At 64.8% G+C, this 16,793-nt stretch carries 14 protein-coding genes; 4 read left to right on the forward strand and 10 right to left on the reverse strand.

Features of this window, described 5'->3' with window-relative positions; translation table 11 throughout:
* Positions 1-62: 62 nt before the first annotated feature.
* The 3 genes from HYR72_05425 to htpX form a co-directional block, all read right to left on the reverse strand.
* The gene (locus HYR72_05425; GenBank protein MBI1814397.1) at positions 63-1,649 is read right to left on the reverse strand and encodes a DegQ family serine endoprotease; all 1,587 of its coding nucleotides are present in this window, start codon (positions 1,647-1,649) and stop codon (positions 63-65) included.
* Between the two features lie 53 nt (positions 1,650-1,702).
* Complete coding sequence (locus HYR72_05430; GenBank protein MBI1814398.1) at positions 1,703-1,945, reverse strand: DUF1844 domain-containing protein; 243 nt, start codon at positions 1,943-1,945, stop codon at positions 1,703-1,705.
* 256 nt (positions 1,946-2,201) lie between these two features.
* The gene (gene htpX, locus HYR72_05435; GenBank protein MBI1814399.1) at positions 2,202-3,050 is read right to left on the reverse strand and encodes a zinc metalloprotease HtpX; all 849 of its coding nucleotides are present in this window, start codon (positions 3,048-3,050) and stop codon (positions 2,202-2,204) included.
* A 176-nt stretch (positions 3,051-3,226) separates the two neighbouring features.
* On the opposite strand from htpX, the gene HYR72_05440 reads away from it, so the two are divergent.
* Entirely contained in the window at positions 3,227-4,732 is a 1,506-nt protein-coding gene (locus HYR72_05440) for a hypothetical protein (protein MBI1814400.1), read from the forward strand.
* 4 nt (positions 4,733-4,736) lie between these two features.
* Here HYR72_05440 and HYR72_05445 read toward each other — a convergent pair whose 3' ends face one another.
* From HYR72_05445 to HYR72_05455, 3 genes are read right to left on the reverse strand one after another with little or no spacing between them, the layout of a single operon-like run.
* Positions 4,737-5,531, reverse strand: coding sequence for an ABC transporter permease (locus HYR72_05445; GenBank protein ID MBI1814401.1), 795 nt, complete (start codon positions 5,529-5,531; stop codon positions 4,737-4,739).
* 20 nt (positions 5,532-5,551) lie between these two features.
* The gene (locus HYR72_05450) at positions 5,552-6,508 is read right to left on the reverse strand and encodes an ABC transporter permease (protein MBI1814402.1); all 957 of its coding nucleotides are present in this window, start codon (positions 6,506-6,508) and stop codon (positions 5,552-5,554) included.
* Complete coding sequence (locus HYR72_05455; GenBank protein ID MBI1814403.1) at positions 6,486-8,012, reverse strand: ABC transporter substrate-binding protein; 1,527 nt, start codon at positions 8,010-8,012, stop codon at positions 6,486-6,488. The genes HYR72_05450 and HYR72_05455 overlap by 23 nt, the downstream gene beginning before the upstream one ends.
* A gap of 107 nt (positions 8,013-8,119) precedes the next feature.
* Between HYR72_05455 and HYR72_05460 the strand changes: the two genes are divergently transcribed.
* A complete protein-coding gene (locus tag HYR72_05460; GenBank protein MBI1814404.1) occupies positions 8,120-9,523 on the forward strand; it encodes a transglycosylase SLT domain-containing protein in 1,404 nt (467 codons plus the stop codon).
* A gap of 1 nt (position 9,524) precedes the next feature.
* On the opposite strand, the gene HYR72_05465 is transcribed toward HYR72_05460, so the two are convergent.
* The 3 genes from HYR72_05465 to HYR72_05475 form a co-directional block, all read right to left on the reverse strand.
* Positions 9,525-10,883: a sigma-54-dependent Fis family transcriptional regulator gene (locus HYR72_05465; protein MBI1814405.1), complete on the reverse strand. Its 1,359-nt coding sequence runs from the start codon at positions 10,881-10,883 to the stop codon at positions 9,525-9,527.
* A 97-nt stretch (positions 10,884-10,980) separates the two neighbouring features.
* Complete coding sequence (locus tag HYR72_05470) at positions 10,981-11,760, reverse strand: hypothetical protein (protein ID MBI1814406.1); 780 nt, start codon at positions 11,758-11,760, stop codon at positions 10,981-10,983.
* Between the two features lie 174 nt (positions 11,761-11,934).
* Positions 11,935-12,741, reverse strand: coding sequence for a hypothetical protein (locus HYR72_05475; protein MBI1814407.1), 807 nt, complete (start codon positions 12,739-12,741; stop codon positions 11,935-11,937).
* Positions 12,742-12,884: 143 nt separating this feature from the next.
* On the opposite strand from HYR72_05475, the gene HYR72_05480 reads away from it, so the two are divergent.
* Complete coding sequence (locus tag HYR72_05480) at positions 12,885-13,652, forward strand: 3-hydroxyacyl-CoA dehydrogenase (GenBank protein ID MBI1814408.1); 768 nt, start codon at positions 12,885-12,887, stop codon at positions 13,650-13,652.
* Positions 13,653-13,757: 105 nt separating this feature from the next.
* Here the strand turns inward: HYR72_05480 and HYR72_05485 are convergent, their stop codons facing one another.
* Complete coding sequence (locus HYR72_05485; GenBank protein MBI1814409.1) at positions 13,758-14,120, reverse strand: cupin; 363 nt, start codon at positions 14,118-14,120, stop codon at positions 13,758-13,760.
* A gap of 277 nt (positions 14,121-14,397) precedes the next feature.
* Here HYR72_05485 and rnr point away from each other — a divergent pair, with 277 nt between their 5' ends.
* A complete protein-coding gene (gene rnr / locus HYR72_05490; protein MBI1814410.1) occupies positions 14,398-16,743 on the forward strand; it encodes a ribonuclease R in 2,346 nt (781 codons plus the stop codon).
* Positions 16,744-16,793 lie beyond the last annotated feature (50 nt).

Here is a 16,793-nt window from a genome sequence, read left to right on the forward strand (position 1 = left end):
GACGGAAACCAGCGGGCCGGGAATCCGTTCGGGATTCCCGGCCCGGCTAGCGGTTGCGCAGGTTACTTACCCGGTTTGACTGCCAGGAAGATGGTGTTGTCGCCGCGACGCACCAGGAACAGCAGGCTCTTGCCCTTCCCAGCCTCGAGCGCCTTGCGATACGAGGCGATGTCCTTCACCGGCTCGCGGTTGACCTCGACGATGACGTCGCCGCGGCGCAGTCCGGCATCATCCGCGGGGCTCCCAGGTTCGACCGCAGAGACCACCACACCTTTGATGTCCTCACCCAGGCCGAGGCTTTCGGCAATCTCCGGCGTGAGCGGTTGCACCGTGAGGCCGAAGTCTTGCGTGCCTTTGCCGGCCACCGCGACTTCTTCTTCTTTCAGCTCGCCGATTTTCACCGACAACGTTTCGGTCTTCTTGCCGCGCAAGAGTTTCACCGGCACGCTGCGGCCGATCGGCGTCCGCGCGACCTGCAATGGCAACTCGTTGGAGTCTTTGATCGGCTTGCCGTCGAACTCGACGATCACGTCGCCGACTTTGATGCCGGCCGCCGCGGCCGGGCCATCCTTCATCACGTCAGCCACCAACGCACCGTGAGCGTCTTCCAAGGTCATCGACTCGGCGATCTCCGGCGTCACCTTCTGAATCAGCACGCCGAGCCAGCCGCGACTGACGCGCCCCTTTTCCTGCAACTCGGGCAGCTCCTCCTTGGCGATGTTGATCGGCGTGGCGAAGCCGATGCCGATGCTGCCACCGGAGCGGCTGTAGATGGCGGTATTGATGCCTACCACTTCACCCTTCAAGTTGATGAGCGGGCCGCCCGAGTTACCGGGATTGATGGCGGCGTCGGTTTGAATGAAGTTGTCGTAGCTCCCTTGACCGATGAAGCGCTTCTTGGCGCTGACGATGCCGGCGGTGACGCTGTGATCGAGCCCGAAGGGGCTGCCAATCGCCATCACCCATTCACCCACGCGCAACGCATCGGAATCTCCCAGCGTCGCCGGCACCAAGTCGGTCGCGCCCTCGATCTTGATCACGGCGATATCTGTCTTGGGATCGCGGCCGACAACCTTCGCCTTGTATTCCTTCTCGGTCGTGAGCAGGACAACGATGTCTTCGGCGTTCTCGACGACGTGGTTATTGGTCAAGATCAGCCCATCGCGATTGATGATGAAGCCGGAACCCAAACTCTTCTGCTTGAACGGTTGGTGCGGCATCGGGCCGAAAAACCGCTCGAACGGTTCCCAAAACTCATGCGGCTGATCGCCTTCACCGCCGCCGCCACCCCCACCGCCGCCGAACGGACTGCGCGGACCACCGGGACCACCTGGTCCACCCGGACCGCCAGGTCCGCGTCGCGTTGGCGCTTCTGCCGTGGAGGTGGTCGAGATGTTGACGACTGAAGGACTGAGTTGCTCGGCGAGCCGCGCGAAATCGGGCAATCCCGACAACGCCGCGGAAGGGGCGGGGGCACCACCGACCGCCGGTGCTGGCGCCGCGTCGGTCTTCGGCGTTTCTTCTTTCTCGCCCCAGAAGCTGATGGCGTGCGCGACGGGTGCGCCGACGAGCGCGCTGCCCATCAAGGCGCCCACAATCAACCGTCTAACGCGGCTCCCCGTGGGGGATGGCCGCTCGTGCGAACTCATGACTCCTCCTTCACTGAACTCGAGTGCAGATGTGCAGCGGGGCCACCGCGGGCTCAGCGCCGACGTGCGGACTCAACGTAGCGCATGCGCAGGTCGTACAACATCCCCTCCAGCAGGTTGTGTTCGGCGCTATCGAGATTGCCCTTGGTCTTTTCCTGCAGGATACCGAGAATGTCGATCATCTGTCGGGCGGCGCCCAGATCGGTGGCGCCCGAGTTGTCGATCGGGTTCGGGATCTCGCCCAAGTAGGCCAGCGCCTGCGTACTGAGGCTGACGATGAACGTAGAGAAATTCATCTCGACGTCTGCCGGCGCCTCCGCACTCGCGGGGTCAGCAACCGGCTCCGCTGCGGGCGCAGGTGGCGGCACACTCTCCGCATCGGCGGTATCGCTCCGCGTGTCACCAGACTCCGCAAAGCGACGCCGATCCTGCACCTTGAATCCGCGCTGCGCTTCTTTTTCCTCGTCTTCGCTAGTCATCGTAGAGATTCGGCCGCCACGCTCGCTACCACACGCAATCGGCGCGGCGAGGGGGGATCATACTCGGGTCGGGTCACGCCGTCATCGCTCTGAGCCGGCGAATGCGCTCTTCCATCGGCGGATGTGTACTAAAGAACCGGCTGAAGGATTTGCCGGTCAGTGGGCTGACGATGAACAGGTGCGCGGTCTGAGGATTCGCCGCTAGCGGAATGCTCTGCGAAGCGATCTCGAGCTTCTCGAGCGCCGAGGCCAACCCCAACGGGTTGTGCGTGAGGCGTGCGCCGGTGGCATCGGCCTCGAATTCGCGCGAGCGCGAAATGGCCAACTGGATCAACGTTGCGGCAATCGGCGCCAGAATGGTCATCGCGAGCAACCCGAGCACCCCGCCGCCCTCCTCGCGTTCATCACGCTGGACACCGCCGAAGATCGCTGCCCAGCGCAACATGTTTGCCACCATCATCACCACACCCGCCAGCGTGGCGGCGACCGACCCAATCAGAATGTCGCGGTTCTTCACATGTCCGAGCTCGTGCCCCAGCACCGCTTCAAGCTCTTGCGGCGTGAGGATGCGCAAGATGCCTTCGGTCACCGCCACCGCCGCGTGCTCCGGGTTGCGACCAGTGGCAAACGCGTTCGGCGCGTCGGAGGCGATGATGTACACGCGTGGCATCGGCAAGCCGCTTTGCGCGCACAGATTGCTGACGATGCGATACAGCTCCGGCGCTTCGTTCATATCGACCGGGCGGGCGCCATACATCGCCAACACGATCTTGTCCGAAAACCAGTAGCTCCCGAAGTTCATCATCGCGGCGAACACGAACGCGATGGTCATCCCTTGACTGCCGCCCACGTACTGGCCGATCGCCATGATCAGGCCAGTCATCAGACCGAGCAATACGGTGGTCTTCAGGCCGTTGGACATGGACACTCCTTCTGCGCTGGTTGGACGCTGAGCTGAGATTTTTATTTGACCATCCAGAGCGATTTAGCGCAGAGTAGCGATGGCGCGAAACGTAATATGCACCCCCCACCTTGTCAAGGCAGGTGGCGCGGGCATGTCCCGCTCCATCGCGGCTGACGACGACTGAGTTGTCAACCATGCCGCTGCTCGCCACCTCGCTACGCGCGATGACCGATCCGAGCTTTCGCGATCGCCTGCGCTGGGCGGTGCGCGTGCGCTGGCTGGTCATCGTCGGCTTCCTCGGCCTTGGCGCGGTGGCCCGCGCCGCGGGGTTGTTCGTGTCCCTGCAGCCCTGCGTGCTCGCCGCCGGCGTGGCCACGGTGATGAACACCCTCAATCACTGGAGTGTCGCTCGCTGGCGGTGGGTGTTGCCCGTATCCCTCGCGGCGCTCAGTGTCGATCTCATCGGCATCACCTACGTCACCCTGCACACGGGTGGTGTCCACAGCCCGTTCATCAGTATGTACATCTTGCAGGTGCTCGCCACGGCGATGCTGGTGGACACGGCAGTCGCCGCGGTGACCGCAGGGCTGGCCGTGGCACTGTTCGGCGCGGCGCTCACGGCCGATGCCCTCGGTGTCTATCCTGGCCAGCCGGTTGGCCCGCCCGCCATCGAGAACTCCGCAGTGTACCGTGTCGTCTGGTCGGCGTTTTTTTTCTATGCACTCGGTCTGCTGGTCTACTTGGGCGGGTACATCTCACAGCGTCTCGGCACCAGCGAGCGTGACCTGGCGGAGAAAAACCGCCGTCTCGAAGAGGCGGTCGGGCAACTAGGCACCACCAACCGTGAACTCGTGACCGCCTACGAGCGTCTGAAGCAAACCGAAGCGCATCTGATCCAATCGGAAAAGATGCACGCGCTCGGGCAACTGGTTGCAGGGGTCGCGCACGAGCTGAACAATCCGATCAGTTTTGTCTCCGCCAACATCGAGCATCTGCGCCTCTATGTGGATCGCCTCACCCAACTGCTCAACGCCTATGATGTCGCCGACCTGCCCGCCGCCGCGCGCGACCGGATCGCGACGCTGAAGCAGGAGTTGCGGCTCCCGGAACTGCTCGCCGACCTCCCCGGCCTCCTCAACGACTGCGAGGAGGGCGCTCAGCGCACCAAACGCATCGTCACCGAACTGCGCACGTTCTCCCGCAGCGATGAGTACGATCGCTGGCGGCGCATCGACGTTCATCAGTGCATCGAGAGCACGCTGGCGCTGCTGAGCTACCGGCTCAAAAACCACGTCGCGGTGCATCGTGACTTCGGCGACGTGCCGGAAATCGAATGTCTACCCGGTCAGATCAACCAGGTGCTCATGAACCTGCTCGCCAATGCCGCCGATGCGATCGGCAACGCCGGCAATATCTGGCTGACCACGCGCGTCAGCACCTCGGCCACCACCAGTGATCAGCCCGAGATCACCATCAGCGTGCGTGACGACGGCGGCGGGATTGCACCCGCCGCGCAAGCCCGCATCTTCGACCCGTTCTTCACCACGAAGGACGTCGGCAAGGGCACCGGCTTGGGCTTGAGCGTCTCGTACAGCATCGTCGCCCGCCACAACGGATCGCTTCACGTCGAGTCGGAACCGGGCCACGGGGCCACTTTCGTGCTGCGACTTCCGGTGCAGCAGCCTCCCGCCGCGGCGTGACGCATCAGCTGTCGCCGCGCACATCCAACGCGTCGCGCAGGCCGTCACCGAGCGCGTAGACCCCCGCGACGGTCAGGATCAACGCGAGGCCGGGAAAGATCGTCAGATGTGGCGCGATCAGCAAGAACGCGCGCGCCTCGTTGATCATCGCGCCCCACGACGGCGTCGGCGGCTGGACGCCGAGCCCGAGAAAACTCAGCCCGGCTTCCGCCAGCACCGCGCCTGCCAAACCAAACGTCGCCTGCACCACCAACAACGGGAGCACTTGTGGGGCGAGGTGCCTGCCAATGATCCGCAGCGGCGTCGCCCCGAGGCCGCGCGCCGCGGCGACGAATTCGCGCTCGCGCAGCCACAGCACCTCGGCACGCACCATCCGAGCGTAGCCGGTCCAGCTCATCATGCAGAGCGCCAACACGACGTGGCGCACACTCGGACCCAGCACCGCCGACACTGCGATCGCTAGCAGTAGACCGGGAAACGCGAGCAGCACATCCACCACGCGTAGACAGATCTCGTCGACCCAACCGCCGCAGTAACCCGCGGCCAGACCCATCGCTAGGCCGAGCACCACTGACACCAACGCGGTCACCACCCCCACGAACAACGAGACGCGGGACCCGTACATCACGCGACTCAGCAAATCTCGGCCGAGCGCATCTTGACCGAACGGATGGTCGGGTGATGGCGGCCGCAACCCTTCATCGAGGCGTTGGGTTGTGGGGCTGTGCGGCGCCAGCACAGGCGCAAACAGCGCGACGCCAGCCAACGCCGTCACCAGCACGAAGCCCGCAAGCAGCAGCGGGCGCAGCCGTTGCCGCTTCACGCCGGGTCTCCCCCCAGCCGGACGCGTGGGTCGACCCACGCATAGAGCAGGTCGAGCGCCAGATTGAGCGCGACATACGTCAGCGCAATCACCAACACGCAGCCCTGCACCAACGGGTAGTCGCGCGTCTGAATGGCCAGCAGCAACAGTCGCCCAATCCCGGGCCAGCTGAAGATCGTCTCGGTGATGATCGCGCCGCTCAACAACGCGCCGGCCTGCAAACCCACCGCGGTGATGACCGGCAGCAGCGCGTTCGGCAGCGCGTGAGCCACGACAGCGCGGGCGCGGCCGGCACCCTTCGCGCGCGCGGTGCGCACGAACTCTTCGTGCAACCGCTCCAGCAGCGTCGCTCGCAGCAAGCGCGCTAGCAGCGCCGCCATCCCGATGCCGAGCGTGAGCGCGGGCAGCACAAGATGTGCGAGCGTGCCGCGACCCGACACCGGCAGCCAATCGAGCCAGACGGCAAAGACCAACATCAGCATCGGTCCGAGCCACAGGCTCGGCACCGCCGCACCGAAGAGCGCGACGCCCGCGCTGATCAGGTTGACGAACGAGCGCGGCCGCGCCGCCGCCGCAACGCCGAGTGGCACCGCGATCACCAGCGCCAGCACCAGCGCCGCTGCCGCTAGCTCGATCGTCGCCGGATAGCGCGCCACGATCATCCGTCGCACCGGCCGGCCACTGTGCAGACTGCGGCCGAAGTTCCCGTGCCCCAACCGCTGCAGATAGCGGCCGTACTGAACCGCAATCGAGCGATGCAGCCCGAGCTGATGGCGCAGCGCCTCCTTGTCAGCCGCCATCGCGGTCTCACCCAACATGGCGTCGACCGGATCGCCGGGAATTACGTGGATCAGGAGAAACACCAGCGTCACCACGCCGAACACCGACAGTCCCGCCAGACCAAGCCGTCGCAACAGGTACGCCGCCACTTCAGCGCTCCTCGATCCAGGCATCACGCAGCGATTGCAAGCTACCGTCGGCGCGCAGTTCGAAGCCGCGCAGCCGAGTATCGAGCACCGCGACGTTGGTATTCCACCACAACGGAATCACCGGCAGCAGTTCGGCAACTCGTTGCTGCGTTTCGGAGTAGAGCCGCGCCCGTTCATCACGATCGAGCGTGTGGCGCGCGCGTTCGGTCAGCGCGTCGACCGAGGCATCGACGAAGCGGCCCCGGTTGTTGCCGACCGGTGGCACCTGCGAGGAGTGACAGGTGAGAAAGTAAATGTCCGGGTCGGCTACGCCCACCCACGACAGCGAATAGAGCTGAAAGTTGCCGCGCTTGATGTCTCCATAAAACGTCCCCCATTCGTACGAGCGAATGTCGAGGGCGATGCCGACGCGCGCGAGCTGCGCCTGAATCGCCTCGGCGATCCGCTTGCGCAGGTCGACGGTGGTGGTCTTGTACGAGAGCCGGAAGCGCGGCGCCGGCCCATCGCCGTCGGGATCGAGATACCCGGCTTCGTCGAGCAGCTCGGCGGCGCGCTTGGGGTTGTAGCCGTAGGTCGGCACGTCGCCGCTGTACGCCCAATGGCCGGGTGCGAGCAACCCGCTGGCGGGCGTCGCCAGCCCGCGCAACAGCGTGCGGATCAAGGCATTGCGATCAAGCGCGTAGGCGATGGCGCGCCGAACTCGGACATCGCTCAGCCGCGGATCGCTGAGGTTCAGGCCGAGATACTGAAAGCCGGTGCCGGGCCGCGTCAGCACTTCGGTATGCGGCTGCTGGCGCAACCACGCCACCGCGTCGGGTTCGATCGCGCTTTGTATCAGATCCAACCCACCACGGCGGAACTCGAGCAGACGGACGAGTCCGTCGGGCACAACCTTGAAGATCACGCCAGCCAAGCGCGCTGGGCGCGCGGCGTATTGTTCAAATCGCATCAGCACCACACGCTCGTCTGGTGCAAACTCGACCAATCGAAACGGCCCCGAACCCACTGGCGCCGCGATCGCCGTCGCCGGTGATGTCGCCACCGCGTGGGCGGGCAAGATACCCATCGTGGTGGCGTCGAGAAACGGGGCGAAGGCCTCGCGCAAATGGAAGCGCACGGTGAGCGGATCCGGCGCATCAATTGCCTCAATCACGGCCAGCGACGCGCCCTTGGGCGAGTGCGAATCTGGCGCGCGGACCGAATCGAAGGTGGCTTTCACGTCGGCGGCAGTCACCGGCGTCCCGTCGTGAAAGAGCACGCCTTCCCGCAAATGGAACTCGAACGTGAGCGGATCAGGCGTGTTCCAATCGGCAGCGAGGTGCGGAAAGTAGCGCGCCTGGTCGTCCAGGCGAGTGAGGCCGTCGAAGAGCAGATCGCCGATCTGACTGCCGATGGCGTCGGTGGCGTAACGCGGATCGAGGGTCACCGGCCCATTGTCGAGCCCGACGACGGCGTAGCCCGGCGGCGCCGTGGAGGCATCGTGCTCGCAACTGGCGACACATAGCGCCAGGCACAGCGCTGCGCCCATGACGAGAAATGTTGACAGCGCCGAAACGCGTCTGGTACCGTCAGCCATCGTGCGCGACGGGAGCCGCGAAAGCGGTGCCGCAGACGCAGTCGCGGCGGTGGAGGACGATGGTGATACGGCGCGGGATTCGATTTACTCCCTCATGGGCATGCGCAGCCGCGCTGCTGGTGCTGGCAACCGCCGCGAGTGCCGACGCGCCGCATCGTGCTTCGCACGTTGACCAGAGCCCGTTCACCGTACCACCCGGCCTCCGCTCCCAGGTCGAGTTTTGGAAGAACATCTTTGCCACCTATTCAACGCACCAGGTGGTGATCCACGACGCGCTCCACTTGGATCGAGTCTACGCGGTTTTGGACTTCCGTCCGCTGGCCGCGGCAGGCATGAGCGAAGTGGAAATCGACCAAGTACGCCACCGCACCGTCGACGATGAGGTCCACAAGATCCGTTCGACCCTCATCCGGCTGCACCAACTCGGCCCGGACTTCCAAGCGGCATCCCACCTCACTGACGAGGAGCGGAAGATATGGGCGCTGTTTGCGGGTGTCAAGGAACAGAACAAATTCCTTCACGCGGCGGAACCGGATCGTCTACGCACCCAGTCGGGGCTACGCGAGCGCTTCATTCGCGGGCTTGAAGTGGGCGCACGTTTCTGGCCGGAGATCGAGCGCATCTTCCGCGAAGAGGGCGTGCCGATCGAGCTGACCCGGCTCCCGCTGGTGGAGTCGTGCTTCAACATCCACGCGTACTCGAAAGCCGGCGCAGCCGGAGTGTGGCAATTCATGCCGTTCACCGCGCGGCGCTTCATGCGCGTCGACAACGCGGTGGACGAGCGACGCGATCCGATCGTCGCCGGACGCGCGGCGGCACGCTACCTGCGCAGCGACTTCGAAGGACTCGGCACGTGGCCACTCGCCATCACCGCCTACAACCACGGGCGCGCCGGCCTCGCCCACGCCGTCGCCACCGTCGGCTCCACCGACATCGTCGATATCGTGCGCCGGTACCACGGTCCGGCCTTCAAGTTCGCCTCGCGCAACTTTTACGCCGAGTTTCTCGCCGTGCTGGAAGCGCAGCAGGACGCCGCCCGCCGCTTCGGGGATCTCCACTACGAGCGCCCGATTCCGGCCACCACCGTGCGGGTGCCCGACTATGTGAAGCTGTCGACGCTTGCGAGCTGCGCCGGCACCAGTGCGGAAGCCCTCGCCGAGCTGAACCCCGCCTTCAGCCGCGCGGTCGTCGACGGCAAGCTGCGCGTGCCGCCCGGGTACATGCTGCGGCTGCCGGCAGGCAGCGAGCGTGGCTTTCAAGAACGCTACGCCGCGCTCGGTCCGCAACACAAGGCATCGAGTCAGACCACCACCTACATCGTCCATCGCGTGAAGCGTGGGCAAACACTGGTCACCATCGCCCGCCAGTACGGCATCACGGTGTCGGCGATTCAGAAGCGCAACAACTTGAGTCGCCGCGCGAGTGTCCGCGCGGGACAAGAGCTGCGGATCCCACAAGGCTGAGTTAGGGCTGCAACGCGATCTCGAGTTCCTCGAGCTTGCGATACAGCGACGACAGACTGAGACCGAGCAGTTCGGCGGCCCGCTTCTTATCCCAGCTCAGTTTGCGCAGCGTGGTCTGAATGTGAGCGCGCTCGTACACGCGTACGGCCTCCTTCAGATTGTCGGCGGCGTACGGGATCATGTCCTGGTCGTCGCCGATGACGCGCGGCAAGTCGTTCACCGTCACCCACTCGCTATTGCCGAGGATCATCGCGCGTTCCAACACGTTGTCGAGTTCGCGGACATTGCCCTTCCACGGCAACGCCATCAGCGTCTTCATCGCCGCGTTGTCGACTCCCTTGTAGTTTTTCTTCAGCTCCTCGTTGTGCTGGCGCACGAGGTATTCCACCAGTAGCGGGATATCGTCGCGCCGCTCGCGCAGCGGTGGAATTTCAATGCCGACCACGTTGAGCCGGTAGAACAGGTCTTCGCGGAAGCGGCCGGCGTCGACTTCGGACTGGAGGTCCTTGTTACTGGCCGCGATGATGCGAATGTCGATGCGGACCGGCGTCCCGCTGCCGAGCGGCAACACTTCCTTCTCTTCGATGGCGCGCAACAACTTCACCTGTAGACCAAAAGGCAAGTCCCCGATCTCGTCGAGAAAGATGGTCCCGCCGCGCGCGCGCAGAAACAACCCTTCCTGATTCGCCACCGCACCTGTGAACGCACCGCGAAGGTGACCGAAGAGTTGGCTTTCAAGCAGGCTCTCGGGGATCGCGCCGCAATTGACCGGCAGGAACACCTTGTCGCGCCGATCGCTGGTGGCATGAATCGCGCGGGCGACGACCTCTTTGCCAACGCCGCTCTCACCGGTGATCAGCACCGTGGCTTTGGTCGGGGCGACCTTGTGGATCAGGTCGACGATCGCCCGCATCGCCGCGCTGCGGCCAACGAGGTTCTCGAAATCAAACCCCCGCGCCACTTCGCGCCGCAACAACTGGACCTCCCAGGCGAGGTGTTTGAAGTCGAGCAGCCGCCGCACTTTGCCGAGCACGTCCTCGAAGATCAGTGGCTTGATGATGTAGTCTTGCGCGCCTTCGCGCAGAGCCTCGACCGCGGTATCAATCGACGCGTACGCCGTGATCAGCAGAACCAGACTCTGCGGCGCGACCCGGCGGGCGTGGCGCAAGACATCGATACCCGAGGCGCCGGGCATCCGCAGATCCGCGATGACGAGGTCGACCTCCGACTGTTCGATCGCCTGGATGGCCGCCTCGCCGTCGGCGACCTCGACCACCGTGTACCCTTCGTCCCGCAGCAGTTCGGCGAGGCTCTCGCGAATCGCGGTTTCGTCATCGGCCAATAGAATCGTTCCCGGCACGTGCGGTCTCTCCGTTTGCCGGCGATCCTTTCTGGCCGCAGCCGTGCTGTCAAGGTAAGCGGCAAGCGCTCAGATGTTGAGATTGTCGGGGGGCACGCTAGGTCGACGCGGGCAGCGCGATCATGATCGTCGCGGTCACGTCCGCCGCGTTGATACGCGTGTCGATGTTCGCGTCCGCACCACGGCGGTCCGGGTCCGTGAGGTCGCAGCGCTTGCCGGCTTCGAACAGCACGGCGACTTCGTGGTCGAGATCCGCAACGTCAATGTCGCCGGTTCCGTCCGGGTCGCCCGGCGTGCCGTCGATTTGCCCCATCTCACCGCTGTTGTTCTTGGGCGCCGGATCATCGAGCGTGAAGGCCGTTGCATTGTTGTTCGTGCTGTCGACGCGGGTAAGCGCCTTGCCAAAAACGGGCCGCACCGCGGGCTGACCGAAGATGCCATTGGCGCCGGTGAACGACCCGTAAGCGACGCAGTCGACCGGCTTGCTGGCAAAGACGCCGAAGCAGGTGCGCCCATCGGGAAACACCAGTTGTCCGGTCACGAGCTGGTCCATCGCGACACAATAGAGGTCGTGCGCTTCCTGAGTCCCCGCGAGGATTGCGACCCCTTCGTCGCCGTTGGTTAGCGCTATGTCCATATCGAAGCGCCCGAAGTTCGCCGCCGCCGTACCATCCGCAGTTTGCGTCGTCATCCGCTGGCCGCCGACGAACACCTGGCCGGAGGCCAGAGTGCGCAGTTGCATGTACTGCGCGCCGGGCGCGTTGCTGGTACCAAACGACAACTCCTGAATCGCCATCAAGTGAAACGGCGCCCACGCCGGCCGCGCAACGACGAGCGCCACCACCATCAACAGAGCAACCACCAACCGCTTGGCCATGGTCGATCCCTCCTTCGCCGAATCCCTGAGAAGCCGCGCAACCTTCGCTGAGGCGGTCACCTATGTCAACCAATCACGTCAACCGATCATCGGCGTGGCCGGCAAAAGGGGAGATCCAGGGTGGCTCGCGAGCCGTGACGGCCAGCCGGCGAAGCGCAACTTCGTGGTTGCCGACTATCCTTCGCACATGGTCAGCGCCTCGTTCACCGCCGTGACCAGTTCGTCCACGGTCACGTGCGAGTCGTGATCGCGATCGAACGACGGGCAGCGATCGAGCGGCATACTTTCCAGCGCGATGTCGACACCGATGACAAGTTCGTCGACCGTGACCGCGTGGTTGCCATCACAGTCGCCGGTACATACCGGAGTCGGTGTCGGGGTTGGTGACACCGTCGGGCTCGGGGTCGCCGTGAGGGTTGGTGATGCGGTCGGCTTCACGGTCAACGTTACGGTCGGACGCGGCACGACTCGAACGCCGCCGTCCGTACCCGTCGCCGGCAGCGCTGCCCCCTTGGGATCGCTTGCGCGCACATCGGCATTGTGGAGCGGATAGGTTCCGAGCGGGAGATCGGCAGCGAGTCGGATGGTACAGGTGTACAGCTCCGAGCCATCGGGGATCGGGTCCACGTTCACGGTGAAGATGATCACTTGCGCCGAGCTGCAATCGAGCCCAGGCGTGCACTGGAGTGGTTGGAACCCCGCCGCTGCGATCTTGTCGATGTCCGGGTTGACACGGCAATCCGGCCGGCCGCCGGGCGTGGAAGCGATCAGGATGTGCGGATCGAAGACAATGTCGTTCTGCGTTGCCACGACCGTGCGTCCCCCCGTTTCGAGACTGACAGCAACGTTCACCACATCACCGGGCGAACCGGTTGCCGAGCCGATCTTGACGATCACCGTCTGCGCCTGTCCCTCGATCGTTTTGAGCACTGAACTCAGCACGAGCAGACTGACTACCAACCCGACTCGAATTCTTCGCACCTTCGTCACGCGTATACTCGCCCCGATTCATTAGCCGCAAATCCCGCGTTCGACCACTGGTATCTCAGGCGGCGGTTGAGTATGGAGAAGCGGCCCGCGCGCTTTCGCGCCGCGGCTCACAAATCCATCTGGAGGATGTTCTCATGAAGATCGAAGGCAGTGTGGCAATTGTCACCGGCGGCGCATCGGGGTTGGGCGAAGCTACAGTGAGAATGTTAGTCGCCAATGGCGGCCGCGCGGCGATCCTCGACCGCCCGCAGTCGAACGGCACGCAAATGGCCGCCGAGTTGGGCAAGAACGTGATCTTCACGCCGGCGGATGTGACCAACGAGGGTGAAGTCAGCGCCGCGGTCGCCAAAGCCACGGAAGCGTTCGGCACGGTGCACGTCGCCGTCAACTGCGCGGGCGTCGGCGCCGCGATGCGTACGGTGAGCAAGTCGGGGCCGATGCCGTTGGAGATCTTCACCAAGGTGATCGAAATCAACCTGATCGGCACGTTCAACGTCATCCGCTTGGCCGCGGCGCAGATGCAAAAGAATCAGCCCAACGACGAGGGCGAGCGCGGCGTGTTGATCAACACCGCGTCGATCGCCGCGTTCGACGGCCAGATCGGCCAGGCCGCCTACTCCGCGTCGAAAGGCGGCGTGGTCGGCATGACCCTGCCCATCGCGCGCGATCTCGCGTCGCTCGGCATCCGCTGTCTGACTATCGCGCCGGGCACCTTCGACACTCCGATGCTGGCGATGTTGCCCGAGCCGCAGCGCCAAGCGCTCGGCGCGCAGATTCCGTTTCCGTCGCGCCTCGGTCGTCCGAGCGAGTACGCGGCGCTGGCGCGCCACATCATCGAGAACCCGGTGCTCAACGGCGAGACCATCCGCCTCGACGGCGCGCTACGCTTGCCGCCGCGATAGCCTTCTCGCGCCGCTCCGGGAATCGGTTCGTCTTCGGGAATTCGAATCCGTTTGCCCGAGTAGATCGCGAAGCGATCGTATCGACGGCCTGCTTGCGCGAGATCGCTACCCTTGACGGTGTACGCTGCCGGGGGCGAACGCCGGCAGACATACGGCGATGTATTCCGTCCCTTCATCCAGCGGCGTGCTGTAGCGCACTGCTTCGCCGGGCGCGGCGATGATCGCTTGGCCGGCCTGCACATCGATGGTGCCGGCGTCGCACTCAACCCGCAGCATGCCTTTGAGTACGATGGTGTACTCGTGAAACTCCGGCCGCTGCGGCGGTTCGACCCAACCGCCTGGTGAACGCATATGCGCGATGCTGAGCGCGGTGGTCTGCGAGTTCACGCGGCCGACGTACTCATCGATCAGCTTCGGCTTGTTGCCGGCCGCTTCGATCCGTGTCGGTGCTTTGATGTGTGTGGGCATGGGTGAGTATTGCCAGGCTCATCGCCGGTTGCGCAAGCCCCGCGTGCTCATCACCCCGTTGAAGAAGTGCGGCGCCCCCTTCGACGGGGCTCAGGACAGGCTTCGAGATGGCGCTGCGCGCCTCCTCAGGGCGAACGGGAAAGTGTTGGGCACATAGGAGGAACCGCTCATGCTGAGGAGCGCCGACAGGCGCGTCTCGAAGCATGCGGGGTTTTTTCGACGGGTTGTGACGACTCGTTGACACGGGCCACCAGAACGGAGCACGCTGCGCCGCACGATGGCCCTCCGCAACACGATCGCACCCGATCCATCTCTGTTTTTGCAACTGCTGGAACAGCGCGCGCCGCGTCCGCTCTCGATCAACGATCTGACCCGGCTGCTCGATCTCGCGCACTACGATCGCAAACAGATCCGCGCGGCGTTGGACGCCGCCGTCGCCAATCGCACGCTGCGCCGTATCGGCAAGACGCGCTATCAATGGATACGTGACGCTGGGATACGTGACGTCGATCGCCCGCCACGCAGCGAGCGAGCAACGCGGACACCGAAGGGTGCCAGCCGCGCCCGCACGATCGAAGGAACCTACACACGCGTACGCGCGGGCTACGGCTTCGTCGAAGTAAGCGGACGCCCGGCGGAGCATTTCGCGCGCGACATCCTGATTCCCGCCGGCATGGAAGGGGGCGCGTTGCACGGCGATCGCGTTGCGGTCGAAGTCGTCCGCCGCGACGTGCGGGTGCGGCGTGTGGTTGGACGCATCGCGTCGGTCGTCGAGCGCGTCCACGAACGCATCATCGGCACCCTCGAATACAGCCGGCACGGCTGGCGACTTATCCCCGAGAGTGAGTTGCTGCCGCCCGTGGAGATCTTCGGCGACCCGCTGCCGCAACGCGAGGATGCGGGCTTGGTGGCGCTGGTGCAAATCACTCGCGCGCCCACGCCACGCCTGGCGATGGGCGGCACGCTCGTTCAAGTGCTCGGCACCGCCGATGATCCGGAAGTGCAGTTCCTCAGCCTCGTCAACGAGTACGGACTGCGCGTGGACTTTCCGGCCGACGTGCTCGCCGAAGCCGAGCGGCTGCCGCCCGATCCGTCGCCCGACGACTTCGCCGGCCGTGAAGACCTGCGCGCCCTGCCCTTCGTCACCATCGATGGCGAGACCGCGCGCGACTTCGACGATGCCGTGTGTCTGGAGGCGGCCGCGGGCAACGGATACCATCTGTGGGTCGCGATCGCCGACGTCTCGCACTACGTTCGACCGAACTCCGCGCTCGATACCGAAGCCGCGCGCCGCGGCACCAGCGTCTACTTCCCCGATCGCGCCATCCCAATGCTGCCGCCGCAGCTCTCCAACCAACTCTGCTCGCTCAACCCACAGCGCGATCGATTGGTGCTGGTCGCTGAGATGACTTTCGATCGCGCCGGGCATCGGCACAACGCACGGTTCTATCGCGCCGTCATCAGCAGTCGGGCGCGGCTGACCTACACCAAAGTTGCGGCCGTCTTATCGCAAGCCGCCACGCCGGAGATTCACGCCTGGCGCACCGAGCTGGGCGCACTCATGCCGCAACTGCGGCTCATGTGCGAACTGATGGGCACGCTCTACCGCAACCGCGTGCAAGCCGGCTCGCTCGATTTGGATTTGCCCGAAGCGCTGGTCGATCTCTCCGACGAGGGCCGCAGCATCGGCGTGCGGTTGTCGCACCGCAACGACGCGCATCGGCTTATCGAAGAGTTCATGCTCGAAGCCAACCGCGCGGTGGCGAGTTTCCTCACCGATGAGCAGCTCCCCTTTCCCTACCGCATCCACGAACCGCCCGACCCCGACGACATCGACGAGCTGAATCAGTTCCTCGGCCCGTTCGGCTTCAACGTCGAGTATGACGGCAAGGTCCGGCCACCCGACGTGCAACGGCTGCTCGATCGCTTACAGGGACATCCGCTGGCGCGCGTGCTAACGCGGCAGGTGCTGCGTTCGCTAACGCAAGCGCAGTACCGCACCACCAACGCCGGACACTTCGGCCTCGCGTTTCCGACCTACTGTCACTTCACCTCGCCGATTCGCCGCTATCCCGATCTGCTCGTGCACCGCCAGCTCGGCCGCTTGTTCGACTGCGAAGCCGAAGCCGCCCGCAGCGAAGCCGATGCCATCGAAGCCGCGAGCGTGCAAAGCTCGCAGCGCGAGCGCGGCGCAATGGAAGCCGAGCGCGCCATGCTCGACTTGAAGAAGGCCGAGTTCATGCTCGATCACTTGCTCGAACCCGAACCCGGCACCATCGTGTCCGTCACCAACTTCGGTTTCTTCGTCGAGCTCGACGCCTATCCGATCGAAGGACTCGTCCGCCTCGACGACCTCGCCGACGACCGCTACACCTTCATCGAGGCCGAGCGCGCGTTGAAGGGTCTGCGCAAAGGCCAGCGCTTCCGCTTGGGCGACCGCGTCCGTGTCGAGGCCACCGACATCAATCTGCGCCGCCGCCAGATCAACTTCGCACTGCTGGAACGATTGGGGTCAGCCGCGGGTCTCAAGTCCCCGCGTAAGGCAAAACGCGATCAAAGAGAGCGACCGGACGTGCGGAGAGCCAAGAGTACGGGCACGCGGGCTCGCAAGAGAAAGTCGTAAGGCAGGGTGGTCAGGCCAACAAACGAAGTGCGTACGCCACAGGAAGTCAC

The organism is Deltaproteobacteria bacterium (genome assembly GCA_016178705.1).
Lineage (GTDB): Bacteria > Desulfobacterota > Binatia > HRBIN30 > JACQVA1 > JACOST01.

Bases quoted from the DNA above. Each gene is read 5' to 3' on its own strand.
- HYR72_05425 (MBI1814397.1), bottom strand. From the start codon at position 1,649: ATGAGTTCGCACGAGCGGCCATCCCCCACGGGGAGCCGCGTTAGACGG.
- HYR72_05430 (MBI1814398.1), bottom strand. From the start codon at position 1,945: ATGAATTTCTCTACGTTCATCGTCAGCCTCAGTACGCAGGCGCTGGCC.
- htpX (MBI1814399.1), bottom strand. From the start codon at position 3,050: ATGTCCAACGGCCTGAAGACCACCGTATTGCTCGGTCTGATGACTGGC.
- HYR72_05440 (MBI1814400.1), top strand. From the start codon at position 3,227: ATGCCGCTGCTCGCCACCTCGCTACGCGCGATGACCGATCCGAGCTTT.
- HYR72_05450 (MBI1814402.1), bottom strand. From the start codon at position 6,508: ATGCCTGGATCGAGGAGCGCTGAAGTGGCGGCGTACCTGTTGCGACGG.
- HYR72_05455 (MBI1814403.1), bottom strand. From the start codon at position 8,012: ATGGGCGCAGCGCTGTGCCTGGCGCTATGTGTCGCCAGTTGCGAGCAC.
- HYR72_05460 (MBI1814404.1), top strand. From the start codon at position 8,120: ATGGTGATACGGCGCGGGATTCGATTTACTCCCTCATGGGCATGCGCA.
- HYR72_05470 (MBI1814406.1), bottom strand. From the start codon at position 11,760: ATGGCCAAGCGGTTGGTGGTTGCTCTGTTGATGGTGGTGGCGCTCGTC.
- HYR72_05480 (MBI1814408.1), top strand. From the start codon at position 12,885: ATGAAGATCGAAGGCAGTGTGGCAATTGTCACCGGCGGCGCATCGGGG.
- HYR72_05485 (MBI1814409.1), bottom strand. From the start codon at position 14,120: ATGCCCACACACATCAAAGCACCGACACGGATCGAAGCGGCCGGCAAC.
- rnr (MBI1814410.1), top strand. From the start codon at position 14,398: ATGGCCCTCCGCAACACGATCGCACCCGATCCATCTCTGTTTTTGCAA.